This window comes from Sphingobacterium zeae (assembly GCF_030818895.1).
Lineage (GTDB): Bacteria > Bacteroidota > Bacteroidia > Sphingobacteriales > Sphingobacteriaceae > Sphingobacterium > Sphingobacterium zeae.
In genome coordinates, this window is sequence record NZ_JAUTBA010000001.1 from 3,691,430 (window position 1) to 3,714,780 (window position 23,351).

Annotated in this window: 25 protein-coding genes; 11 read left to right on the top strand and 14 right to left on the bottom strand. The window is 36.9% G+C overall.

Annotated features, from left to right (window positions below; translation table 11 throughout):
- Positions 1–8 precede the first annotated feature (8 nt).
- Complete coding sequence (locus QE382_RS15540) at positions 9–383, bottom strand: hypothetical protein (protein ID WP_307186704.1); 375 nt, start codon at positions 381–383, stop codon at positions 9–11.
- A gap of 952 nt (positions 384–1,335) precedes the next feature.
- Between QE382_RS15540 and QE382_RS15545 the strand changes: the two genes are divergently transcribed.
- The 7 genes from QE382_RS15545 (at position 1,336) to QE382_RS15575 (ending at position 7,931) form a co-directional block, all read left to right on the top strand.
- Positions 1,336–1,965 carry a hypothetical protein gene (locus QE382_RS15545; RefSeq protein ID WP_307186705.1) on the top strand — a complete coding sequence of 210 codons (630 nt, stop codon included), beginning with the start codon at positions 1,336–1,338 and terminating at the stop codon, positions 1,963–1,965.
- 12 nt (positions 1,966–1,977) lie between these two features.
- Positions 1,978–2,496, top strand: coding sequence for a hypothetical protein (locus QE382_RS15550; protein WP_307186706.1), 519 nt, complete (start codon positions 1,978–1,980; stop codon positions 2,494–2,496).
- Between the two features lie 321 nt (positions 2,497–2,817).
- Positions 2,818–2,964, top strand: coding sequence for a hypothetical protein (locus QE382_RS15555; protein ID WP_307186707.1), 147 nt, complete (start codon positions 2,818–2,820; stop codon positions 2,962–2,964).
- Positions 2,965–3,078: 114 nt separating this feature from the next.
- Positions 3,079–3,471, top strand: coding sequence for a hypothetical protein (locus QE382_RS15560; RefSeq protein WP_307186708.1), 393 nt, complete (start codon positions 3,079–3,081; stop codon positions 3,469–3,471).
- Between the two features lie 447 nt (positions 3,472–3,918).
- The gene (locus QE382_RS15565; protein ID WP_307186709.1) at positions 3,919–5,142 is read left to right on the top strand and encodes a DNA cytosine methyltransferase; all 1,224 of its coding nucleotides are present in this window, start codon (positions 3,919–3,921) and stop codon (positions 5,140–5,142) included.
- Position 5,143: 1 nt separating this feature from the next.
- Positions 5,144–6,454, top strand: coding sequence for a phospholipase D-like domain-containing protein (locus QE382_RS15570; protein WP_307186710.1), 1,311 nt, complete (start codon positions 5,144–5,146; stop codon positions 6,452–6,454).
- 166 nt (positions 6,455–6,620) lie between these two features.
- Positions 6,621–7,931: an NAD(P)/FAD-dependent oxidoreductase gene (locus QE382_RS15575; protein WP_307185227.1), complete on the top strand. Its 1,311-nt coding sequence runs from the start codon at positions 6,621–6,623 to the stop codon at positions 7,929–7,931.
- Between the two features lie 396 nt (positions 7,932–8,327).
- On the opposite strand, the gene QE382_RS15580 is transcribed toward QE382_RS15575, so the two are convergent.
- The 4 genes from QE382_RS15580 to QE382_RS15595 all read right to left on the bottom strand — a co-directional run bounded on the left by QE382_RS15580 (position 8,328) and on the right by QE382_RS15595 (position 14,423).
- Positions 8,328–9,167, bottom strand: a complete 840-nt coding sequence (locus QE382_RS15580; protein WP_307186711.1) for a protein NO VEIN domain-containing protein — start codon at positions 9,165–9,167, stop codon at positions 8,328–8,330.
- 181 nt (positions 9,168–9,348) lie between these two features.
- Positions 9,349–10,470 (bottom strand): hypothetical protein, encoded by a 1,122-nt coding sequence (locus tag QE382_RS15585; RefSeq protein WP_307186712.1) that lies wholly within the window; start codon positions 10,468–10,470, stop codon positions 9,349–9,351.
- A gap of 213 nt (positions 10,471–10,683) precedes the next feature.
- Entirely contained in the window at positions 10,684–12,099 is a 1,416-nt protein-coding gene (locus QE382_RS15590; RefSeq protein WP_307186713.1) for a 5-methylcytosine restriction system specificity protein McrC, read from the bottom strand.
- 11 nt (positions 12,100–12,110) lie between these two features.
- On the bottom strand, positions 12,111–14,423 hold the full coding sequence (locus QE382_RS15595; RefSeq protein ID WP_307186714.1) for an AAA family ATPase: 2,313 nt from the start codon (positions 14,421–14,423) through the stop codon (positions 12,111–12,113).
- Between the two features lie 300 nt (positions 14,424–14,723).
- Between QE382_RS15595 and QE382_RS15600 the strand changes: the two genes are divergently transcribed.
- Positions 14,724–15,206 carry a very short patch repair endonuclease gene (locus QE382_RS15600; RefSeq protein ID WP_307186715.1) on the top strand — a complete coding sequence of 161 codons (483 nt, stop codon included), beginning with the start codon at positions 14,724–14,726 and terminating at the stop codon, positions 15,204–15,206.
- Between the two features lie 5 nt (positions 15,207–15,211).
- Here the strand turns inward: QE382_RS15600 and QE382_RS15605 are convergent, their stop codons facing one another.
- Positions 15,212–15,694 (bottom strand): HNH endonuclease, encoded by a 483-nt coding sequence (locus QE382_RS15605; RefSeq protein ID WP_307186716.1) that lies wholly within the window; start codon positions 15,692–15,694, stop codon positions 15,212–15,214.
- 89 nt (positions 15,695–15,783) lie between these two features.
- Between QE382_RS15605 and istA the strand changes: the two genes are divergently transcribed.
- Positions 15,784–17,223 (top strand): IS21 family transposase, encoded by a 1,440-nt coding sequence (gene istA, locus QE382_RS15610; protein ID WP_307186717.1) that lies wholly within the window; start codon positions 15,784–15,786, stop codon positions 17,221–17,223.
- 10 nt (positions 17,224–17,233) lie between these two features.
- Positions 17,234–18,058: an IS21-like element helper ATPase IstB gene (gene istB, locus QE382_RS15615; RefSeq protein ID WP_307186718.1), complete on the top strand. Its 825-nt coding sequence runs from the start codon at positions 17,234–17,236 to the stop codon at positions 18,056–18,058.
- Positions 18,059–18,119: 61 nt separating this feature from the next.
- On the opposite strand, the gene QE382_RS15620 is transcribed toward istB, so the two are convergent.
- Genes QE382_RS15620 through QE382_RS15640 form a run of 5 tightly spaced genes read right to left on the bottom strand, consistent with a single transcriptional unit; the run spans position 18,120 to position 19,888 of the window.
- Positions 18,120–18,620 (bottom strand): hypothetical protein, encoded by a 501-nt coding sequence (locus QE382_RS15620; protein WP_307186719.1) that lies wholly within the window; start codon positions 18,618–18,620, stop codon positions 18,120–18,122.
- A 37-nt stretch (positions 18,621–18,657) separates the two neighbouring features.
- Entirely contained in the window at positions 18,658–18,864 is a 207-nt protein-coding gene (locus tag QE382_RS15625; protein WP_307186720.1) for a hypothetical protein, read from the bottom strand.
- A 4-nt stretch (positions 18,865–18,868) separates the two neighbouring features.
- Positions 18,869–19,072 carry a hypothetical protein gene (locus QE382_RS15630; protein ID WP_307186721.1) on the bottom strand — a complete coding sequence of 68 codons (204 nt, stop codon included), beginning with the start codon at positions 19,070–19,072 and terminating at the stop codon, positions 18,869–18,871.
- 26 nt (positions 19,073–19,098) lie between these two features.
- Complete coding sequence (locus tag QE382_RS15635; protein WP_307186722.1) at positions 19,099–19,581, bottom strand: hypothetical protein; 483 nt, start codon at positions 19,579–19,581, stop codon at positions 19,099–19,101.
- A gap of 7 nt (positions 19,582–19,588) precedes the next feature.
- The gene (locus QE382_RS15640) at positions 19,589–19,888 is read right to left on the bottom strand and encodes a hypothetical protein (protein WP_307186723.1); all 300 of its coding nucleotides are present in this window, start codon (positions 19,886–19,888) and stop codon (positions 19,589–19,591) included.
- Between the two features lie 413 nt (positions 19,889–20,301).
- Between QE382_RS15640 and QE382_RS15645 the strand changes: the two genes are divergently transcribed.
- Positions 20,302–21,714 carry a hypothetical protein gene (locus QE382_RS15645; protein ID WP_307186724.1) on the top strand — a complete coding sequence of 471 codons (1,413 nt, stop codon included), beginning with the start codon at positions 20,302–20,304 and terminating at the stop codon, positions 21,712–21,714.
- Between the two features lie 373 nt (positions 21,715–22,087).
- Here the strand turns inward: QE382_RS15645 and QE382_RS15650 are convergent, their stop codons facing one another.
- The 3 genes from QE382_RS15650 to QE382_RS15660 form a co-directional block, all read right to left on the bottom strand.
- A complete protein-coding gene (locus QE382_RS15650; RefSeq protein ID WP_307186725.1) occupies positions 22,088–22,669 on the bottom strand; it encodes a hypothetical protein in 582 nt (193 codons plus the stop codon).
- A 226-nt stretch (positions 22,670–22,895) separates the two neighbouring features.
- Positions 22,896–23,153, bottom strand: a complete 258-nt coding sequence (locus QE382_RS15655) for an SOS response-associated peptidase family protein (protein ID WP_307186726.1) — start codon at positions 23,151–23,153, stop codon at positions 22,896–22,898.
- Complete coding sequence (locus tag QE382_RS15660; protein WP_307186727.1) at positions 23,122–23,340, bottom strand: hypothetical protein; 219 nt, start codon at positions 23,338–23,340, stop codon at positions 23,122–23,124. The genes QE382_RS15655 and QE382_RS15660 overlap by 32 nt, the downstream gene beginning before the upstream one ends.
- Positions 23,341–23,351 lie beyond the last annotated feature (11 nt).

The window sequence follows — 23,351 nt, forward strand, 5'->3', positions numbered from 1 at the left end:
GTTAAAGGTTATTCGCCTAAGCGTTTAAAAATGTCGTGAATCCGCTTTGTCATCGCGAGTTCTTGTCTCGTTATCTGGGTGGTATCAGCATCAGAAATATCAATGCTATCGATTGCAATGGCATTGGTATGGGCCATAAAATAGGCTACAACCAAACGAAACAAATCCGCTGTAAAAACCTGTTTGTGGCTGACTACATAAATTTCGTTCATGTAATTAGTATCGGTATGGTTCTTCAGTAATAGATCGAGTGTTCGCTGAATACTGATGAGGTCGTATTTGACCCAAAATTCTTCAATTTTTTGAACAGGGTCGTACCCTTCATCGTGTATTTCATATAGAGCGAGGTCTAGCGCTATTAAATTTCTATATTTTTGGTTCATTTTATAGGTTCAATCAAGATGACTTTAGGCTACCCGAACGATTGATACGGACATAGCTTTCCCCTTTGCATTTTTCTGCAAAAAAAAAGGTTGTCATTTGCAGTTTATTTTAAAAACTACATGTATAACAAATAAAAAATTAACGAATCCGCAAAACGCCAAAAAGTTAGTTACAAGTCATCAATAGGGGTCGTTATGGCGTTTCCTCTCGGAAAGAATAAAAAAACCCGATCTATAATATAGATTTACAATACAGAATTATAGTTTTTAAATTTGCTGTTTAAAAATAAAAATACTACATTTAAGGTGTCTAAAGTCTCGCAAGAGCAATTTTATTAATTACACAAAATTAAAGGGTGTAGTGTGTCTTATACAGATCGGGAAACCTAGTCTAAGGGCCTTTCTAGTGCATACCGATTCGGCACGAACTATAATGCGGATGCCGCTATCCCCTATTTTGGTTTATATTGTTTAACCTGATTATTCTGGAGCCCGAATAATCTTACTAATTAGAATTAAATTGGAAAACCGAATACTCACTTCCTTGAGATAAGTCTGGCATTTTTGGCAGTGTTTAAATCGTTTTGTCATAATCATTTTGGTTATAAAACGATTCGACCCGAAAAACTTAAGTAAAAAAGGCGGCTAAATAGACCAGTTGGCGCCTCATAACTTAAGTTCATGGTTCCGCCAGAAACCTCCTTCTCATCCGAAGATTCAAAGGTCGCCACAAAAGTTAACGAGGAACGCCATACTGGAATATTAAGCTAATATAAACAATTCCAGCAATAGGCGATCACTCGGACAACTCGTGGCAATCTGGCGGATTTAGAACGAGTCGACATCGTTAGTGTTGGATCGCTCCTTCACTCAGTGTCGCTACAAATACAAAACAAAGATATATAAATAATTAGAAATATACAAATTAATCGAATTCTATTTTTAAAATTTTATGGAGAACTCCAGCGAAGGTAAATTTAGGGAGAAAGCTAAGATATTTAGGTTGCATTTTAATCTTTCTGAGGAAGATATTGATCAATTGCTTAAGGGGAAAGACTTAGTGTATTCAAAGGTAGAATCTGGGAAAAGGACAATTACTTTGGAACTAGCGGAAAGCTACCCATTTGTAATATTCGGTATTGATTATTGCGTATTTAAGAGAGACGAGACAACGTTTCCTGAATATGAAAAACTTCCATTGGCGACACGAGAATTACTCGAAAGTAAGTCAAATGCAGGAAATAAAGTTGGTTCGAAAGGAACAAAAAACAAAGCGAGCTATGTCGTAATCGTGATTAAAGATTTTAAGGAAGGTCATAAATTCATTAAGTCGGAGATAATTTCCGTTCTACCCTCGCCCCTCAATCTTGAAAAATCAATTGACTGGAATAAGGGCTTGTTAAAAGGACTTGTGAAAAATACAAATACATCAAAGAATTGGGTAGACGAGAATGGAAAAAAGCACAGGGAAGCTATTTATGAGATGATTAAAGAAGTTGACGTTAAACTTTTAGAGAAAGCAAAAAAAAGTTTCGATCAAGAGGCATTAAAAGAATTCGAAGAAAAATTAAGGGAAAAATAAATAGAGGATGAAATGACAAAGAAAGTATCTGGCGTAAGTATGGGACAGGTTGATTTTGGAATTATACCAATAGAGGGATTTTCCGGTGGTATTTGGGAAACCGACGAAATAATAGTTGGAGAGAATGAAATCGACAACTTTTGTTATATCTTTCTATTTCCCTCAGATGAAGATGACTATTCTTCTGGATGCAGTGAACGTAAATTTCAACTTTGTTTTGCTTTTGCCGGACATTTACATCAATGGAAATTTGAGAAAAATACTATTGTCTATTATTTCATAATTGGCAATAGCATCGTTCCTAACATACCGGCTTTGTCTCATCCGTCAATTCATCTCTTAAGACAGTTTCCATCTATAAATCTAACCAATTTTGAATTCGATAAAGTGAAATATGAATTTACTAGAATTCACGAAGAAATGAATAGGCTTGATATGCTTGAAGGAATTATTTTTCTACGTATAGATATCATTTTCGATGAGACATACAGGTTTATTGAGAAAAGGTATGCAAATAATACAAATACTTAACACATTAAAACAAAAATACAATAACAAATAAACTAAAAACTATGTTATCAATCGGATTATTAATGTACGTTATTTACGGAGGATTTATTGCCATCTGTCTTTTCGGGCTGTACCTTGTTCTATCAAGTCTCCTCGGCAAATATCTAATAGCGAAACGCGATCACACCGCAGCACTGCGCGAACAAAATGAAATTCTAAGGGATATTGTAAAAGCTGTTAAACCTAGGGATAATAATTTCCCACCTCCTCCCAATGTATGAGGAAAGATTGTTTTCGTTTATCAGGGAGAAAGGCGACCAATTATTGTGAAAAGTTATTACAATGAAAGAAAAGCGTAATCCGAAATGGCGGCCAGACGAGCTGATTCTAGCGTTGGATTTATATTTCCAATGGGAACCAGGTCAGATCGATGCTAGAAATCCGTTGGCTGTTAAATTATCCGATAATTTAAAGGAGTCAACCATTTAATTCGATAACAATGAATATGAATAGAAATCACTAATCATTGTATCAATAAAATTAAATAAAAATTCAAGTTCAATTTTACATATAATATAATTAAAATAATCTAATATTAAAGATATGCCAAAAGCAGGAGACCAATTCATTTCGACTTTAAAGAAAACACATTTAGGTTGGGGAACTCATAGATATACCAACTCTAGGCCAGCAATAAAAAATGAAGGATATATTCCAATACCTTCACGATATGCTAAGGGATTTTATATCACTAATTTACACGAAACTAGACAATCTAATATTTATAAGTTTAGCACCAGTGATGGCTACCTTATTGATAAAGAATTAAAGGCATCAGGAAACACTAAAAAAGGTGATAAATTTGCAAAGAATCTCCATGGTAATAATGATCTAAAGCTTTTAGGTAGCTGGTTTAATCATATCGGCGCTAAGATTGGAGACAAAATTAAAGTTGAGTTTAAATCTTCAAACGAGATATTGCTAACTAAAATATAGTTAAGCTAGTATTATAAGGCAATAGAAACTGGTGTTCCAGTTGAATAAATAAGAAAGCGCATGGAGTAAAGCTGATGGACTGTTGGTATAAAATGCCATCTGACACGTTCTTTTCCCATGCGTTTTTACATCTAAAATCTGAATAGCTCGATAGGTTAAAAGCCTGTGTTTGCGACGATAGTTTGTTAGATTTGTAATTTGTTCAATGCTAAGCAACCACCTCTTGAATATATTTTAATATAATATTAGGCTACTATACTTTCGCTTTTTTTTATCTTATAGCCATGTAAGTGTTAATTAATGGCATTTCAATATTGCTATAAAGAATAAAATACTCCCGTTCAGACATTTATATTTTGCAATTTACTCTTTAGCAATACTATATAAGATCATTAGCAAATCAGTCCAACGAAATTGCTATATTGCGACAGAATATAAGGGTTTTAGATGAAAGTGAAAAACACAGTAGATAAAGTCTCAGTCGAGCAATTGATAGAAGAAAAACACAGAAATAAGAAATCAGAATTGGATATTTATGACGCTTATCTTACTCATTATTTGCAAGTAAACAGTGAAAGTATATTTCATGACTATGCCATTCAATATGCAAGAGAAATAATTAATAGAAACCCCGTCGATCTACAAATTGTAGAGAATAAAAGTATTAATACCTACGATTATTTTCTTCCTATAGATGCACCTTTCAAAGCAGTAGAGAATCCAACGTTTAAATTTATTGATCTATTCGCAGGTGTAGGTGGCTTCAGAATGGCTATGCAAAATATAGGTGGAAAAGCTGTTTTCTCAAGTGAGTTTGAGAACAATGCAAAATTTACTTATGCATCAAATTATGGTGAGGTACCCTTTGGCGATATTACCAAAGAAGAAACCAAAGCAGCCATACCGCAAAAATTTGATATTCTCTGTGGAGGATTTCCTTGTCAAGCATTCTCAATTGCTGGCAACAGAAAAGGATTCTCTGATACTAGGGGGACCTTATTTTTTGAAATTGAGAAAATAGTTGAAACACACCATCCTAAAGTTGTGTTTTTAGAAAACGTAAAAAATCTTTTGACTCACGACAAAGGCAATACTTACAGAGTCATTAAAGAGATACTTGAAAAAAAGCTTGGTTATGTGGTATATGAAAAAGTCTTAAATTCAATGACTCATGCAAATGTACCTCAAAATAGAGAGCGTATTTTCATTGTAGCATTTGACCCTTTAAGGGTTCCCAACCATGTGAATTTTGAGTTTCCTGGCCCTATTGAGCTTACAAAAACGATACATGACGTTCTTGAACCGGGAAAACAAGAAGATAAATATTATTATAAAAAGAATCATATGTATTATTCGGAACTCGATAGAACCATGAAGTCAAGAGATACATTATATCAGTGGCGAAGAGTTTATGTACGAGAAAATAAAAACAACGTATGTCCAACCCTTACAGCAAATATGGGTGCTGGAGGACATAATGTTCCATTGGTTAGGGATGAGTTTGGTATCCGTAAACTGACACCAAGAGAATGTTTTTATTTTCAGGGATATCCAGCTAATTTTGTAACTTCAAAGTTGCTTGCTGACAGTAAACTATATATGCAAGCGGGAAACTCTGTAACAATGCCTCTTATTCAAAGAATTGCTGAAAATATCTTAGGAGTATTATAAAATGAGTATTTGGGGAAATTATGCTGCTGAACAGCGAAAGGAATATATTAAATTTTTGCAAGTTTATGGTGCGTTATCAAATTTGTTTAGACAAAAACAAGGTGATTTAATTCCCTACCTAGATTCCAAATTTCAGGAAACTGTCTTTGCTAAGATCTTTGGAGGACAAAACGTTGATATTGGAAATACACCGCATGATGTCCTTTCTATATTTGGTGATGTGAGAGTTGGTATCGGTTTAAAGACATGGATGGGCAGCAAACCTTCTTTCCAAAAAGTAATGCAACTTAAGCGCTATCAAGATGAGATCAATCAAAAACGCAACAATCTGGAAGAACTTTCAGTAAAAATTTCAGAAATCAAGAATGAAAAAATGCGACTTGATTATGAGAGGCTTGGACTTAAAGAAGATAGTAATATTTATCATTATGTAACTCGTGACGAGGGTAAATTCACTATTAATGAATGTACTTATCCATTGATTGATATTAATAATCTACAAAATTTTAATGAAACCTCAAGTGCACTTTCTTGGTCAGACGGTAAAAAAGAATATAGATATACATATGGGGATTCTCAAATCTGGCAAAAATTTGATCCAAACAAAAATGACTCGTTGATACTTGAACGATTTGATGTCAGCATTATAGAAGATCCTTTTGATTTCCTTTTGAGGGCATACGCTCAATTAATAGATTTTCCAAAAGAGGTTGATCATGAGATAGAGGAAGTTTATCTACCGCTATATTCCTTTCGATCCAAAGAAGTTGAGGAAAAATCCGGACTAAATGCCTGGAATGCGGCACCAAAAAATAAGAACAGTAACATTCCTAGACCATTAAATGAAGTTTATATCCCGATACCAAGAGAATTTCATGAAAAATACCCCGATTTTTTTATTAAAGATATTTTCCAGTTTGAAATAGTACGGGAACAATTTAATGGAGTTCAGGGGGAAAAACCTGAAATCAGATTTCATCTTCATTTACCAAATGGCAATGTAATCCCCTCTCTAGTTACTCAAAGCAATATGAAATCTCTCCAGTCTGGAAGCAATACAGAGTATGACAAAAACGGCAAAAGATTTGGTCAGTCCGCTTTAGGGCAATGGCTTCTGGTGGACGTACTCGGACTAAAGGATCGACAGCTCGTAACTCGCGAATGGTTAATAAAAAAAGGTACAGACTCTGTTCGCTTATGGAGAAGAAAAGATGATTATAAAAATATAAATATTGATTTTGCTCCAGTTGGTGCTTTCGAAGCATTCATGCAAGGTTTGCCAATACCAGACGACGGTGAAATAATCCCTTAGTTTACAATTATTATCATCATTTTTACTCTAATTAAAAGTCGGTCTCATATTAAATTATCATGTTTACCTTCAATTAACTGAAGATAATTCGTGTTTTCCTTTAAAATTTAAGATATTTGCAGCTTAATTCGATTGTACCGAATTTTTACAACAAACTATTAAAAATATGCCAAGCAATAGTTCAAATAGAAAATTCCCAAGAGTAATCATTATTGGTGCTGGATTTGGAGGAATTGAAGTTGCTAAAAAGCTTAAAAATAAGGAAGTTGAAGTTCTGTTGCTGGACAGAAATAACTTTCATACTTTTCAACCTTTGATGTATCAGGTAGCCACGGGCACTCTTTCGGCGGATTCTATCTCTTTCCCTGTTCGCAAAATGTTCAAAGGCCAAGACAACTTCCACTTTAGACTTGCTGACGTAAAGAGTGTAGATAATGTGGCCAAAATTGTAAGGACAGACGTTGGTGATTTTGACTATGATTATTTGATCGTTGCTACAGGTGCCACGACGAACTTCTTCGGCAATCAACAAATCACGAAATATGCTTTGCCAATGAAAAACATACAAGAAGCACTAAATATTCGTAGCTATGTTTTACAAAACCTGGAAGAGGCGGTACGGATAGAAAATCCAGCTGATCGTAAAGCCAATCTGAACTTCGTTATTGTTGGAGGTGGTCCGACAGGTGTAGAACTTTCGGGTGCAATCGCAGAAATCAAAAACAACGTTCTTGAAAAAGACTATCCAGAATTAAAAAAATCTGAGATGTCGGTTTACTTGGTCGAAGGACTTCCAAAAGTATTGGCCAATCTGTCTGAAAAATCTTCGAAAGATTCGGAAAGATACCTGAAAGATCTAGGTGTAGAAGTGTTATTGAATGTTCAGGTAACAGGTTATGATGGTAATTCGATTACTTTCGCCGACGGCAGAAGCATTGAGACAAAAACCGTGATTTGGGGTGCCGGCGTAGCTGGGCAATATCCTGATGGATTCAAAAAAGAAATTATCCAGCGCGGAAACCGTATACAGACGGACGATCAATGTCGCGTTATCGATATGCCAGGTGTTTATGCCATTGGTGATGTTTCGGCGTTTATTACAGATGATCTTCCTCGTGGCTTACCAGGTGTTGCACCGGTAGCTCAACAACAGGGAGCCTATGTTGCCAAACACATCCTTCAAACAATTTCCAACCAGCCAACTGAGAAATTCAATTATTTCGACAAAGGCTCGATGGCTACTATAGGCCGTAATAAAGCGGTCGTTGATATGGGAAAAATTCATTTTAATGGATTCTTTGGCTGGATGACGTGGATGTTCGTCCACTTGATGTCCATTTATGGATTCAGAAATAAACTCATTACTTTTGTAAACTGGTCAATTAAATTTTTCACAAAAAACAGCGGTGTACGTTTAATATTCCACAAGTACGATGAACCAGTTCCGGAAAAAAATCAGGCAGAAACAGTGCAATAAGGCAATCAACTATCTAAAAACCGAGAGTTTTTGATTGATTAAATAATATTAACTTTTTCGAAACAAGGAAGTTTAAAATATTGGCTTCCTTGTTTTATTTTTCATGTATCTACCGATACAATGTAATTTTTTGCGTATTATAATTTTCTTAATTATATCAATATTTAATATATATGAAAAATAACTGTTCCTAGAATAACAATAAAATGCTTATGTTGAGATTCCAAGAATCATCAGCTTTCTATTCAAGCACTGAGCATAAGGGAAATTCACAAACCTTAAAAAGCTAAGAACTAGAAGTTGGAAGTATATATATTATGCCGTGAGAGAAACCTTGTCGAAACTTATCAAGTTACAATTATCTAAATATTTTCGAATACTAGATTATCACATTCGCTAAGAAAATTCAGCCCTAAACAAAATTGGTTTAAGGATTCCATTTTTTCTAAGTGTCAAAATCGGATTTTTTTGAATACGGATAACAATCCCTTTACTTTTCTCAAGGTCTGATATACGCACAAAATAAATATATGCATTTTCACCGAGTTCCTCCAATATTTTGATTTCATTTTCAGTAATGTAAAAATCTAAACTATTCCCAAATGACGATTTAACTTCTATAAACCGATAATCATCTTTTAACGAACAAGTTAAGTCAAAGCCTGCTGCTGAATTAATTTTAGAAGTATGCTCAATATATGCTTGAGGATTTTTTATTCCATTCTCTCTTAGACGATTTAATTCATATTCAAAAGCTATCTGTTCGCCAACTTTTCCGATCTCCCGTTGAATTCTGAGCATATCCTCAAGCGTCGCTGGGCTGATAAATTTGCATTTTGAAGATGATATCTCCATTATATTTTCAATGGAAATGATCGATGCATTATTGAGATTATAACTCGGATAAAAACCTCTTATCCATTTAGTAAATGCTTCTCTTACCCTATCACTGACCTCAATCATAGGCATCCACTGCCGCTTCATAAGCCTAGAAATGTGCCTTTGTGCATCCGTTCCGTTTGTTTCATATCTAAATTTAGTTATATAGTCCTCAACAGTTACATTTCTAAAAGCGCAAAATTTCGATAATGCAAAAAAGTCTCTATCTCCATTATACATATGAACAAAATACTTAGGCGAATTTCCAATTGCATCCTTCCAAAACTGAGGTTTGTTAAAAAACTCAGATATCGACAGCGACAATTCTTTCTCAGTATCAATAAATTTATTCCTCATTACTTATTTAAATTATATATCCCGAAGCAATTTCTATATTACATTTTCAAAAATGGATTTAAGTTTTTCATTATAACGTCAGCCACAACTCTTTATTAGAACAGCGATCCATTCTATACAGTAATGCGCATATGTTTTAACGATGCTTTTAGTGCACAGGGTTTAAGGATGGTCCTAAGGTTTAAACAATTAAGTAACTCAAATCATTTAATATATTTAATGATTCTCTTTTATTTTCAGTGATAGAGATCTTAACCTCCTCATTGCTTTCAAACAAAATTCTCGGTTTATATACAGGGACATCTTTAGGTATAACAATTTCGTTATTACGAATGTCGATAATTTCATTTAGCGCTTTAAAAATTGCTGAAACAATTTCTATGTCTCTAGGGGAGTTTTCATAATTGATATGTTCATCTTGAAAAAAAGAGTCGACAATTTTTTCCGAAAAAGGGCTATTTAACTTATCAGGATCTACTTCGAAGTAATGCAACAAGAAAGTTAGATATCTATAAAATGAGTACTCAAAAAATAGATCAACATTTTGTTTACGCCAAATGTTATATTCTATATCTTTCACAAAGGCAAGCAATATTTTTCTAAATTGAATAGCAATAATATCTGCGATAATTTCAGGAGCCCTATCTTTTCCATAAAACTGAAAAAAATCATAGTTCACTTCACAGCGATCCATATTTGATAGACATACCCTAAAGTTATGTTCATAATTTTCTTTTATAGGTTTGGGAGGAGTTTGTGATTCAGCTTGATTATCGATATCTTTGATTGAAATAAACTTGGTTTTACGAATAAGCTTTCCTGCATTTCTTTCTAATTCATTCATGTCTGCAATTAATGGTAGTGCGTAGACTACGGCATTCCCGACCTTTCCACCTTCCGCATTTCCAAGCTCTCTCAATAGGAAATGTTGATTTGTACTTTTGCTGTTTATTTTAAATTTAAAATGTTGTTGCGGTGCTTCTTGGAAAATACTTCTATCACTAGGACTTGTAGCAACCAACTCTCCTTTTTTATATTGTATAAAGAGTAGATGAGAATTGTTCCCTGCTTTAATCCTCACGTCATATCCACCACCAGCATTTCCAGAAGGATCATTTTTCCCCTCGGTAGTGATATGAAAACCGGACGCCACAGCTTTCATATATTTAGTAAAAGGCGCTCTATATCCTGGCGTCCAATACTTCCATAAAGGACTATCAATAAAAAACCAATACCATTTATCTGCTAAATCCAGAATTTCATGGGTTATGTTTAGTTCCAACGTTTTTTCGTGAAAAGTCATAATTTTAAAATATATATTTGTATATAAAATTTAATAAAATCAAATCGTACATATATAATTGCAAATATTTAAGGTTAATTACATAATAGTAGCTATACTGAAATCGATTATAATTAAAAAATTGCCAAAGGCGATTTTTTATAAAAAAAGAATGGTATTCCCAAGAAATTGAGTTAATACTGATGATCATAATCTAAAAACATCAAAAAAATATTATGTTAAAATGTCCAAGCCGAGCTTATAAACCTTTTTATAAGCATTAATCCGTTGTGAACTGGCTAAAATTCCATTTATCTTAATTTTAATTTCCTGCTCCTCCTCAAAATCAGGATAAATAATCAGACAATCAATATTTCGGTCATCATCTACCCCCAGCTCCCTCCGAACTTTATTCAACCTTGCGTAACCAGCTATCTGTCGGATATCTTCGTGCACCAAATGGGTTTTGTATTGGAGTTTATATTTCGCATCAATAATCATGGAATTCTCCCCGTCCTTGATTAAAATATCAAGTGAATTACCATAGGTAGAATACTGGTACTTGATCTTATCGGTGTCATGACCGTTAGCCTGCAACAGCTTCTGATAAACATAAAGTTCAAATAGCCTTGGCATATCGAGCCAAAACGGTGGAGTATCTACTGCTCGCTTTTCTGTCGCTTGACTAATATTGTAGGCAAAGCGCTTAAGAATGAAACCTCCGATCCGCAATGCTTCCTTATATTCTTTAAAAAATGGGTTGTACTTAAATTGACGTAAGGCATCCTCACCTTCCAGGTTGCCTATATGTTCGAACGCCGGGCGGATATAATTAATAAGACCTTCAAGCAATTTTTCATTACCTTGGAAAAGACTACTTTGATTACCTATATAGGCTACAGAAAACTGAAAAACCTTTTTAAAAAAGCGGTTTTCAGTATTATCATCTCCAAACACCTGATACTCACAATAAGTTTTGGCCAATCGATTTTTAAGGATGTTATGCTTGACCTGCTGCCCCACAAGGATCTTTCCTTTAACTCGGCTGTTAAGGTTTTCTCGCACATTGTAATACGACTTCTTCAAACCTTTGCGAACGATCTGCCTAAGCAGTTGCAGAAATTGCACCACCAAGAATGGAGTCAGGCTGTCATCATCCTGCTCAATACAGATCATAGGGTCATCCCATTCGATCCGTATCAGGTCTGTACACTCTTTGGCAACTATAGGATCTGACATCGCATCCAAAAGCATTCTTAGGTAGTTGACCTGTATTCTGCTTTCTTCTGCTTTCAATTCCTCTGCCTCATCAGCTTTATCGCTTTCACGCTCGTCAACATCGGAATCCTTATTGCTCAATTCTGAAAACTGTTCGATAACATATTTATTTAGCTTGGGAGCAACATGTATATATTTCTCGCCCGGAATAAGCCAGTCTACACCAACATAATAATCTGCTGTGAGTTCAACTTTATTTTTTGACTTGATAATATGGTAGCAGTTATAGTCTTGCCCTCGCCTATTTTTGTATACCCGAGGTATGCACGAAGACCATCTCGACAGCTCATCCGCGCCGACGGTGTTGCCGTCGGAATCGTATTTCTGCTCATAAAGGATATGCCTGACGTGCTCGTATAATGAAATCTTCATCCGCTCAGAATTTATTTGGCTGGTACATCATTTGGAAGTGCCAGTATATGAGCGCGAGCTTCTTCGTGAAGCACACCGTCCTTGATATATTCTAGCAAGAGGGGTCTGATTTCATAATCCAATCGCATATCCATAGTGGCATGTTTCTTTTTGATAAAATAGGAATGACCGATCCATACGTCTTCTGGACGGAACTCTGCTGAAAGATAGACAGAATTTTTAAGCAGATCCCGCTTTTTTGTATAGTCAACAGTCGGATCATAATCCTGAACAAATAAACTGGACACTTTATTAAAAAGGTCTGAATCAAATTTATCGTTCAGATCTGGCTCGAGATTTTTAGGCAATATATCAACAAATGCAAAACGCCTACGGATGGCATAATCGATATGGCCGACGCTCCGATCGGCTGTATTCATCGTACCGATAATATATAGATTCTCTGGAAGACTGATCTTGTTTGAGCCGTCAACGCTATACATAGATTCGACATCTTCGCTACGGTATTCCAATGCGTAGATCAGTTCGCCCAGCACGGCGGACAGGTTAGCTCTGTTGATCTCGTCTAAGATCAAAACGTAGTTTTGCTCTGGATGGAGAGTAGCTTCATTGGCCATTAACACAAGTTGTTTGTTTTTGGCTTTATATTGCAGTTTATCCTCATTGACGTCTGACTCTATACCCCGTACAAAATCTTCGTACGTAAAGCTCGGATGAAATTGCATAATACGCATGCGGCTCGTATTATTTATATCTTCGCGCTGCTCCTGGGCATCGACCTCTTGGTAAATATACTTTGCAATAGCTGCCTCATAGGAATCATTGCCGATTCTTATGGCACCAACCTTCGACCATTTTTGACCTTCGTAATATTTAATAATATTCTCAAAACTAGCAGGATATTCCTTACCTGTCTTGTGAGTTTTTACAATGAACCCATTATCATTCACCTTGGTGATCTCATAATCAGCATAGTCGGACACACTACGGAAAGTCTGCCCCTGTCTGACTATTTTCTCAATAATCTCAACATTGATATGTTTTGGCTTCTCAACTACAGTGTTTTGATCCGCTTCAAAGAGCAACTTAGCGATTTCTTTGGCTGTATGGGTTTTACCTGTTCCTGGAGGGCCCTGTAAAACAATCTGCTTCTTGTATTTTAAAAGCTCTATCAACGGATTAGTATGTTGGTTCGCCGTCTCTTCGCTCTTTTCAGCAGATACGATATCAATCTCCGTTTTGTATGAGACGATGGGCGTCTGATTGCCAACACTTGGATATTGGTAGCCGTGCTGAAAAGTAAAATTATCTGAACTTATTGGATCGATCTTATATAATTTGCGAGCGAGATAGATAATTTTGGCTCTTTTACCTGTACCGTCATAATAATCTTCAAATTTGTCACTGTACCATTCAATATCTCCATATTGAACTTTCCAGGCCGCTTCATCAAGTTGCTTCTGATCAGTAACAAGATCTATAATTTCCGCTATATAGTGTACATTATAGCGACTGGTATAAAATATTTTAAAACTACCGTTTTCTTCGAGGCATTCTCTCAGCAATTTGATCGTAGCAGCTGTGCCTGATGGCTTTTTGTGATTCCATATAGTAACGTAACTTTCTTCCGTTTGCGGCCTGGCTACCCCCTCTTGCCAGCCAGTGGAATCAGCGACCATTAAACCTATCAAACTTTCTGTCCATTTATCTTTGATGAGATAACAGATACGGCTCAATAAATGCGTATAGTTTTGAGGATTATTGACCTTAAACCCAAAATCCTGAAAATACTCCAGCAGTTCCTTTATGACGGATGTCTTCACATATGACTTTCCGAAAAGATTTTGAACCAGCTGTTCCCGGTGCGAATCACTGAGCATAGTAAAGTTTCCAACGGGATCTTCTAAGTAAGCTATCGCATTTTTTACTGATCCTTCAGAAATCGGAAGTTCAAATTTGTAGGAAATCAATTGGTTCACCCAATTAGGCATTCTAACTGCTGCAGATGCTAAAACTCGCTTATCTGGATATTCGTTCAATTCATTTTTACGATATGCTCTTATATCACAATAACTAATGACAGTGAAAAGTAGTTTGAGAAAATCGTGATATTCAGATTTACCATCGTATTCGCTTTTTAATAGGTGATAATCATCCTTATTGGTTAAAATAAACTGCTTTTGCTGCTCGGTTACATCAAAATGCTTTAAACTTTCCAGGGCATCCTTCGCTTTTTGAAAGTAAAATTCGGTATCCTCAATAATGCTCCTGCAGTGTTCATTGGCGTATGCTGCACGGATGATCTGTTCTAATTCTTTTTTCATAAAATTTAAATATATGGCTGCGAATCCTACTTGAGAAAAAATATTTTTTGAATGCAAATAGACTTTTGCTCAAAGGGAGGTTACGCAGTACTTTTCACAATTAAATATAGGTAATTAAACGTAAAAATATTAATACTATAGCCTGAAATTAATAAAATTAACAGCACACAAATTACAAGTATTTATCAGATAATAAGTTATGTTAAAGAATTATTCTTAAAGCTATATTGCTCCAATATTGTTATTCCATAAGCCGAAGAAACTTTTAGACTTTTACTTCATTCTTACTAACTTTAAACAATGGCAAACTACGACGACCACAATGATAGTATACATGTACCACGCTTTGAAGAATCGGCTGGTTTCTATACCACCTCAAAGCGTAGCTATAACATGTCTAGAATAAGAAGCCGTAATTCCAAACCTGAACTAATCCTTCGAAAGGCTCTATGGTCAAAAAATATAAGGTTTCGCCTGCACGACAAGTCCCTACCTGGAACTCCGGATATTGTCATCAAAAAATACAAACTTGCAATATTCGTTGATGGTGAATTCTGGCATGGATTCGATTGGAAGAAAAATAAAGAACGTATTAAGTCCAACCGTCTTTTCTGGATTCCCAAGATCGAGCGCAACATGCAAAAGGATATTCGCGTGAATAGAGCCTTGCGAGATATGGATTATGTGGTATTCAGGTTTTGGACCCAAGATATTATTAAGAATCTTCCTACTGTGCTAAATCAGATAGAGCTATTTCTAGAAACTAGAAAGCTTTGGAAATAAGTAAATCATTCTTTAAATATATTCTCCCGATGCCAGGCTAAGTTTTGCTGCGATGGATAATAGGATTGTGTTATGGGAAGAGAAATTTCTCTTCCTTTCAATTTTAATAGGCTATAAGGATGATCCTCCAGCTCATCAATATGGTCGGAAACCATAATGGTATAACTTTCATCAATACTGACCAGTCCCCTATCAAATGCACGGTGCAAGTTTGGGCATAGTGCTATTCCATTGGTAACCTTATCGTCATGCGTAACTGCGAAAGGCACGATATGGCACGCATCAATAAAGTTGTACTTAAAGGTAGACCGCATCCGCATACCTGTCATGGCACAGGTGTCCTGATAAAGCTGCGGGATATAGCGTTTGAACAAACCGGATCTGACAAACACATCTTCCTCGGTCTGAATAGAAATATGTTTGTACTGTGCCTCGGGCTCATTTAGCACCAATGATTGTACTTCATGATAAAAGCTGTTAATTCTCACTAAAACACCCCCATATATTCTCACTAAAATGCCACCACCTTAAGTTTTTAATTAAGGTTTAACTTGTCGGAGTATTAAAGTCCGACATTATGTATAAAGTGGCAATGTATAATACGATAAAAACACTGCTATCCCACGGGAAATCGATACGGGAGATAGCATCAGAACTTGGGATGTGCCGCAAGACCGTTTCCCGGATACAGAAAGCCCTTGAGCGTGGGCTAGAGGAACCTTTGCCTCAGGTAAGGCCAAAGCTGCTGGACGATTATCTCGATGACATTCAGGTATATAAGGAGATGGGACTGAGCGCTATACTTATCCACCAGCGCCTGCATGAGCAGCACGGTTTAGATATATCTTATCCCAGTGTCGCCAGAAGTATCGAGAGATTAAAGAAGCAGGAGGTTTTTGTGCCGCTGCACAGCGATCCGGGAGAAGAAGCGCAGGTGGATTTCGGATATATGGGTACTTTCCGCAGGAATGGCCGCCCTGTAAAAGTATGGGTGTTTTCCATGGTTCTCTCCCATAGCCGTTACAGCTTTTATAAACTGGTGACCAGCCAGCGGGTGGACGAATTTCTGGACTGCCATATCAAAGCTTTCGAGTATTTTGGGGGTGTTCCGCGAACTGTCAAACTTGACAACCTGAAATCTGGGGTGACCATTCCGGATCTTTACGAACCGGAGCTCCAGCGCAGGTATTCTGAATTTCTTTCCTACTACAGCTGTGCAGGAATTGCGTGCAGGCCACGCCGTCCACAGGACAAGGGCAAAGTTGAATCATCTATCAAATATGTAAAAAACAATTTTTTAAAGGGCTTCGATGGCAATGGCTATGAAGATCTGCTGTGCGGGCTGAAGGTCTGGAACGAAGAGACATGCAATAAGCGCGTACACGGAACCACGCGCCGTATCCCTCTTGCCGTATTTGAACAGTATGAAAAGCATGCACTGCTTGCATTGCCCCCGGTGCGATATGAAATCCTGGAGGTCGGATCCAGAAAAGTCACCCGGCTGGCACACGTGAGCTACCGCCATAATTACTATTCGGTGCCCGCTGCCTATGCGGGCAGAACCGTCAGGCTCGAAAGCAACGGTACCTGCCTAAAAATATTTGACGGCAGCACCCGCATTGCACTCCATCAGGTAAGCGGACAGATGGGCATGTACGTTTCTCTGGAGGAACACCGTCCGGATTATAAAAAGAATATCAGCAGAGAAGAATATAAGCGGCTAATGGGAAGTATCGGACCTTCTGCACTGCTTTTCTTTGAACATCTTCTGGCGGAGGTGCCTACCCACTGGAGCCCGATGACCCGCGGGATACTTAAATTAAAAAAGCGGTTTACCGACGTGCAGATCGATCTGTCATGTAAGCGCGCGCTCCATTACAGAGCCTTCAGCTACCAGCAGGTCAAACGGATCTGCGAGAACGAGCTTTACAAGCAAAATTACGAGGAAATGTCTCCTATGGTGTATTCCAGCGAATACGAACACGAACTCGGACTATACGACAGATTAACAAACTGAAATAAATAATATGGAAACATTATTAGCAAATTTACGCCAGCTAAAATTGGCCACGATGGCCCAGAACCTTGAAATGAGGAATAGGCATGCCCTGGAAAAACAGATCAGCTACCTTGAATTTCTGGAGCTGCTCATCGAAGATGAAATAGTAAAAAGACAGTCCAATGGCTATCAGTCCAGGCTAAAGGAATCCCGGCTGGATACGCAAAAGATCCTGGACAGTTATGACCTGAGTTACCAGCCGGACCTGGACAGAAGGCTATTATTTGACCTGGCTTCCTGCCGGTTCATAGAACAGCGCTCCAATGCTATATTCATGGGGAAACCCGGTGTCGGGAAAACCCACCTGGCCCATGCGATCGGGCTTGAAGCGGTCAAAAGAGGTAAAAAAGTACTGTTTGCACACACAAATGAAATGGTCGAAAAACTGTTCGCATCAAGGGCAGACGGAAGTTACCAGTCCGTATTGCAGCGTTATCTAAAGCCTGACCTGCTGATACTTGATGAGCTGGGCTTCAAAAAAATGCCGCAGAACAGTCTGGAAGATTTCTTTGAGATCGTTCGCAGGAGGTACGAAACGGGGTCTATGATCATCACCACAAACCGAAACTTTGAAGACTGGGGAAACCTCTTCGGTGACAGGGTAATTGCTTCTGCTATTATAGATAGGATTGTCCATCATGCAACAATTGTAAAACTTAATGGGAACAGCTATCGCGTAAAAAATCTTATCGAACTACAGGATCTTTTTCCTGGTGAAGATACCGCAAGGACTAGAAGAGGGCGCCCTCGAAAGCAGGAAAACGAAATCTTAGATGATCAGGATAATGAATGATTATTTTTGCATATTAGTGGGGGCATTTTAATGAGAATCAGTGGGGGCATTCTAATGAGAATTAACAAAAGCCGTCATTCAATTCCTTATGCCGATAGTATGCTACACGCTCATTTGCAAAGTAAGCTGAAAGTAGCTGATCACGGACTGCGGCGCGGTTTAATGGATCACTGAACAACACGGCAAGTTTATAGTCGAACGCACCGTAGGCCACCACTTCAGCGAGTGTCTTGACACTTTTGATATGTGCATTGATCTGAGATCCGGGATTTGGGTATAAAAACCAAAAGTTTTGCCCTGCCGCCTTGTCAGACTGCAGATAATAGAATGGCTGTGTAAAGTCTGGCTGATGGCCAGTCCGCACCAGCAGGCGCCAGTTTTCCTGAAACAATCCCACAAGATCGACATTGACTTCGAAACGGTTGTTAAGTACAATACCCTTTTCGATCAGCTCAACCAAAGTCAAGAGCAAGATCGGCTTATGTGGGGCCAGTCCATATCTTGTACTGGCTCTTTTAATATGGGTAAAAGCGCTGAGGTATATATCTAGTTCGGAACTCATAAACGCAAAATAGGCAATCTTTTTAAATTTGCACGGCTTAGGAACAATGAAATTTAATCTCCAAGTTTGGATACCTACGTTTCATGGTTTCAACAGCAAATTCTCGACGCTCAAACTTTCCTTCATCCCATTTCCAATAAACTGGATACAACTTTTCCTTGGGATCAATAAGTACGCGCCAAGCTTCGAAACGAGTGCCGAGAGTTTCTTTAAAGATTTCGATATGTTCTTTGAATTCGGTCATACTGTCAAAGCATTTTATACTTTTTCAAATAAAAGCCTCCCTTGTTAACCTTCAAGGGAGACATTTTAGCTAGATGTCCGCTTTGGCTAAATGTTAACCGGCTTTGAGGCTTTATCAATGCTTCTTTGCTTTCACTTTCGCTAAGCTCTTTCTTTTCAGCCTGCTTAGGCTTCATTTCCTCCAACCGTTCACTGCGATAGTTTTCCATAATAGTCTTCACCCAAAAAAAGCCAGCTAACCAATAACTGGATAGTATTTTCTTTCTCTCACAAAAGGTACCTTATATTTCCCCTCCAAAAGTTTATCTAAGTTAGCGGAGAAAAGGCTTGGCAGAAAAAGAGGACCACTTGTCAACGTATCTATTTTACAATAAAAGTAATTTTCAAAAGGAAAGCTTTGAATGGCTAGATTTGAATAACGAGCTCCTGACATATATACCGTAATACAAGTTATATCTTTTACTGAAACAGCAAGGACATTATCAATACCCTTAATTTCGATCATATCATCCAATAATATTACACGTCGTCCCGCACAATATTTATAATGATTTAGATGGACTATAACAGTTGGGACTATTAAAGTACCAACCATTAAAAACCCAAGTAATAAGATAACCATATCAAAACCGACACTCCAAAAAAGCAGGAATATCAAAAAGCAATATATCAGAAGCACCCATAATCTTTGGAAATGGCTCCATAATGATATTTTCAAAACCATATTATTTATATCTCAGTATATTATTGTTAATAGCATCGATAAAATTCGTATATCCCTGAACCACATCTGTCGACACTTTATCGTATGCCCGCTCTGCAGTCACTACTCCAGCAGAAACTCCAAAAGAAACGGCCGCACCAGTTATTGCGCCAGCAGCCGTGCCTGGTCCCGGACCAAATGCACTACCGACCATACCACCGACCTCTCCGCCTACAACTGATGAAGCAAAAGCCCCCGCCAAAACACCCCCACTTCTAAACAAAGCGCGAACTCCTCCAATATTACCATTAGCATAATACAATCCATTCTAAGCAATATCAAGCCGACCTGTATATGGCCTACCGTAGCTCCCACTTTTGCTAGTAGTTGGCTAGGAATTCGCATCATCTGAGCCATTTGAATATGAGTATCTATTTCGGAATTAAGATTGCTAGTTTCCGCCACTAATACAGTCGCTTTAGCCAGGTTCGTACTAGAAGGCGTGATTTTTGTACCAGCATCCGTCTTAAAAGAATAGTTTACAACACTCCCCGAAGAAGTTTGTACACTTCCGTCAGAAAACAAATCAGGATGTAGCAGACTTAAATCGCTAGACATTTATGGCCAGTTTTAAGCTGTTTCATTTTTTTTGACACCTACAAAACAACGCGTTTTTTTATTGATGTTTACGAATTGAAATAGCTATATTTACTTAAGCTATTAACCAATAAAAATATGAAAAAGAAATTATTACTTTTGTCTATTGAAATATTTTTCATAGGCTTAATTTTCGGTCAGACCTGGACTGTCAAGTTGAAATTAATAAATGACACTCAAGATGAAGCTGTTGTTTATGTTAAGCAAAGTGACCAAATGAATTCCAGTCAAAATGTTCTTTGCAGAATAAAGCTTAGTGTCGATCAACAAAAGGACACTTCTTTCAAAGTTAACAAATATTCTATTTTAACATCATATGCAACTTTGAAAAAAGGAGGAAAAACTGAAAGTTCTTCAATTTTAATCAATAAAAATAACCTTAATTTTTCCCCTGAATTAAATATCCCCCAAACTATAACTGATATAAATAAACCAACATTGACAGATTTTACAAACTCATCGAAATTGCTTGAGTATGATCCATCAAAATTTCTAAATAAGAGTATTACTCCCAAACCATCTAGCGAATTATTCAATCAATATCTGGGTGGAATCGCAATATGTATACAAGTAAACGGGAAAGATAGTTTAATTGATAAAATTGAACCACAATTAATTAGCTCTGAAATAAAACCTTACTACTATAGTGCAGAAGATAAAAAAGAGTTTTATTTTTCTAATCAACTTGATCAAAATATCAAGGGTTCAATTCCAGGAATAACCGAACTTGGAGTAAACTTCAATACTTCAAAGCTTTATCATCTTAAAATAGTCTACAAGGGAATTGGTGAAATAGGCTGGAAGAATGATAAGAATATAGATTTAATTAGCAATTTCACAAATAGTCTCCCACTAGCGCATCATTATAAACTTGCAAAATATAAATTGAAATACGGAGATAGTTTAAAATTATATTTAATAAATAAAGCTTATTGTTTTGAAGGCATATATTATCAATTATCTGAAATGAAAAAAATCGACGAAAACCATACGTTAAATGCATCAGTATTCTTTGTAAATAATGGGAATTATAAAAATGAGGATAAAACAACTATCGAAAAAACTTTGGGCGGTGGATTTTTAGGTTATTGGAGTGATAACGCCGTAGTGTTTACAGAATTACTAGACTTTTCACTAAGTTCCTATTATGCACAGCAGAGGAATTTATTTGCTTCGCTCCCGGAAGAAGAAGTTAAAAAAAGATTTTTAGAAATGGGAAAACTCGATTCTACTTTCTCTCCTTTATCAAATAAAGCTTCAATCTTGGCGTATTTGGATAGCTATGTAAATTCCTATAAATTAAACAATCCAAATTTATCAAATAATTCAAATTTAATAGTAACACCTATAGCAACTGATAAAATAATAAACAATCTATCAATAAATGAAATAAATTCAAAATATGATGCTTTGAATGAGAATTTAGATTTTCTACTTCCTAAAGATGCCGGCTTAGAACTCAAGAAAAAATACCTAAATATTCTAAAATAAACTACACTTTGAGTTGGACATAAAATATATGTTCGGTTCAAAAATCACCAATCTTTTTAGAAATAGTTCACGTTACAGTCTCAAAAATTGATATAACGGTAAAGCCTTCCCTAGGTCGAATTTGTGGCGTAAAATAGTGCCAAATTATGAGCGATGAAAGATAATCTCTAGGTTTGGATATCGACGTTTCATTGATTGAAAAGTAGGATAGGTAACAATTAAGATCGGACTGCCACTGGATACGAAAATCAAAAAGCACCTTAGTAAACTAAGGTGCTACCTAGTTGTCTTATATTTTAACCGACATATTAAAGTGACATATAATCTTCATAAAAATGAATAGCTCAATAGCATATGTTTACATCAATACGAATTAAAATGGGGCTACTTTTTCTTTTGGAATCTGGCCATTTTTGTACTCCTTGATTTGACTGAAATAAAAACTAACACCAACACCGTCTATATACTTGAGCTTAGAAAAGTTCTCATTGATTTCTTGTTCGCTGTACCAGCCTATTCTTCTCTCTCCCCGTACTAGTTTCTTAACATCTTCATCTATTTTTTGAAGCTGTTCGACTGTCATAAATTTTAGTGGAGTTACAGCAGTAAATCCAAAGTACACCTCGATCACTTTCAAACTAGTTGGATCGAAAAACATGGAGACATAAATCTGCGCATCTTTATCTATATCTGTTAATTTACTGGCGTCAACATTTCTCAATACTATATCTCGAACAGTGTCAAAATAACTTGTCTTTAACATCGACGGATGAGGCTTAACTGCCTGGTCTACATTATAATATTTATTGTTTTTATCACCGACTAAAGTATAACTCTTACCATCTATGAAAGTATGTTCCAATTTCTCTTTATAATAGAACGTTTTGATCTCAAAACATTGATTAAGTGCGAAAAGATTAGCAGCGGTTAACGCTATTTTAATGAAAGTCATCATAAATAACAATTGAAATTATTGAGAAAATATATAATTGCTTCGGGAGCAAGACCATTGTCTAACATACTGAATCCCTTATCCTGTTTAAACTGATTTTTGTAATAATCCGATGCTTATTGGGCCCGTCATTATGGATGTTGGCCATCAATTCATTGGCTGCTCGTGTAAGCATTCCAAAGGAACCTACGGGTTCCACTACGCCATCCTGATCCACCGCCTCATGCCACTAGTACAAGTCCGGTAGATAGAACAGCTCCCTGCCCTCTGCTCCGATAAAATAGGGTACTTTCTTTTTCCAGCCCTTTACCGCGCGATGCTCAAAGGTACCACTCACAGGGATAAGGCAACGCTGCTTGCACAGACGGTACCAATAGGATTTTTTATCTTCCAAAATACGCTCGCTGCGCACATTGATCATATTGCGCCGGCGATCGGCCTGCAGCTTGGGGTCGTCAATATAGGTTGGCAATACACCCCACTCCATCTCGGTCAATCCCAGCTGGGCTGGAATCCTTGTCCTTATACAGGATCGGATACTTGGGAAAGGTAATGGCCTGGACGTTTTCCGGATAGTCATAATTGTAATCCAATTGACGACGCTCATCCCGCAACTGCGGAAAAGTCTTTTTGATAATTTCAATATCCGTATGGAGGCTAATATCCCAGTACATAATGGTATCCT

What these genes read in the sequence shown, in the direction of transcription:
- QE382_RS15580 (WP_307186711.1), bottom strand. Translation starts at nt 9,167, where the DNA reads ATGAGGAATAAATTTATTGATACTGAGAAAGAATTGTCGCTGTCGATA.
- QE382_RS15655 (WP_307186726.1), bottom strand. Translation starts at nt 23,153, where the DNA reads ATGGAGTGGGGTGTATTGCCAACCTATATTGACGACCCCAAGCTGCAG.
- istA (WP_307186717.1), top strand. Translation starts at nt 15,784, where the DNA reads ATGTATAAAGTGGCAATGTATAATACGATAAAAACACTGCTATCCCAC.
- QE382_RS15560 (WP_307186708.1), top strand. Translation starts at nt 3,079, where the DNA reads ATGCCAAAAGCAGGAGACCAATTCATTTCGACTTTAAAGAAAACACAT.
- QE382_RS15570 (WP_307186710.1), top strand. Translation starts at nt 5,144, where the DNA reads ATGAGTATTTGGGGAAATTATGCTGCTGAACAGCGAAAGGAATATATT.
- QE382_RS15595 (WP_307186714.1), bottom strand. Translation starts at nt 14,423, where the DNA reads ATGAAAAAAGAATTAGAACAGATCATCCGTGCAGCATACGCCAATGAA.
- QE382_RS15575 (WP_307185227.1), top strand. Translation starts at nt 6,621, where the DNA reads ATGCCAAGCAATAGTTCAAATAGAAAATTCCCAAGAGTAATCATTATT.
- istB (WP_307186718.1), top strand. Translation starts at nt 17,234, where the DNA reads ATGGAAACATTATTAGCAAATTTACGCCAGCTAAAATTGGCCACGATG.
- QE382_RS15650 (WP_307186725.1), bottom strand. Translation starts at nt 22,669, where the DNA reads ATGATGACTTTCATTAAAATAGCGTTAACCGCTGCTAATCTTTTCGCA.
- QE382_RS15630 (WP_307186721.1), bottom strand. Translation starts at nt 19,072, where the DNA reads ATGGAAAACTATCGCAGTGAACGGTTGGAGGAAATGAAGCCTAAGCAG.
- QE382_RS15550 (WP_307186706.1), top strand. Translation starts at nt 1,978, where the DNA reads ATGACAAAGAAAGTATCTGGCGTAAGTATGGGACAGGTTGATTTTGGA.
- QE382_RS15585 (WP_307186712.1), bottom strand. Translation starts at nt 10,470, where the DNA reads ATGACTTTTCACGAAAAAACGTTGGAACTAAACATAACCCATGAAATT.
- QE382_RS15620 (WP_307186719.1), bottom strand. Translation starts at nt 18,620, where the DNA reads ATGAGTTCCGAACTAGATATATACCTCAGCGCTTTTACCCATATTAAA.
- QE382_RS15540 (WP_307186704.1), bottom strand. Translation starts at nt 383, where the DNA reads ATGAACCAAAAATATAGAAATTTAATAGCGCTAGACCTCGCTCTATAT.
- QE382_RS15625 (WP_307186720.1), bottom strand. Translation starts at nt 18,864, where the DNA reads ATGACCGAATTCAAAGAACATATCGAAATCTTTAAAGAAACTCTCGGC.
- QE382_RS15645 (WP_307186724.1), top strand. Translation starts at nt 20,302, where the DNA reads ATGAAAAAGAAATTATTACTTTTGTCTATTGAAATATTTTTCATAGGC.
- QE382_RS15600 (WP_307186715.1), top strand. Translation starts at nt 14,724, where the DNA reads ATGGCAAACTACGACGACCACAATGATAGTATACATGTACCACGCTTT.
- QE382_RS15555 (WP_307186707.1), top strand. Translation starts at nt 2,818, where the DNA reads ATGAAAGAAAAGCGTAATCCGAAATGGCGGCCAGACGAGCTGATTCTA.
- QE382_RS15565 (WP_307186709.1), top strand. Translation starts at nt 3,919, where the DNA reads ATGAAAGTGAAAAACACAGTAGATAAAGTCTCAGTCGAGCAATTGATA.
- QE382_RS15545 (WP_307186705.1), top strand. Translation starts at nt 1,336, where the DNA reads ATGGAGAACTCCAGCGAAGGTAAATTTAGGGAGAAAGCTAAGATATTT.
- QE382_RS15590 (WP_307186713.1), bottom strand. Translation starts at nt 12,099, where the DNA reads ATGAAGATTTCATTATACGAGCACGTCAGGCATATCCTTTATGAGCAG.
- QE382_RS15660 (WP_307186727.1), bottom strand. Translation starts at nt 23,340, where the DNA reads ATGTACTGGGATATTAGCCTCCATACGGATATTGAAATTATCAAAAAG.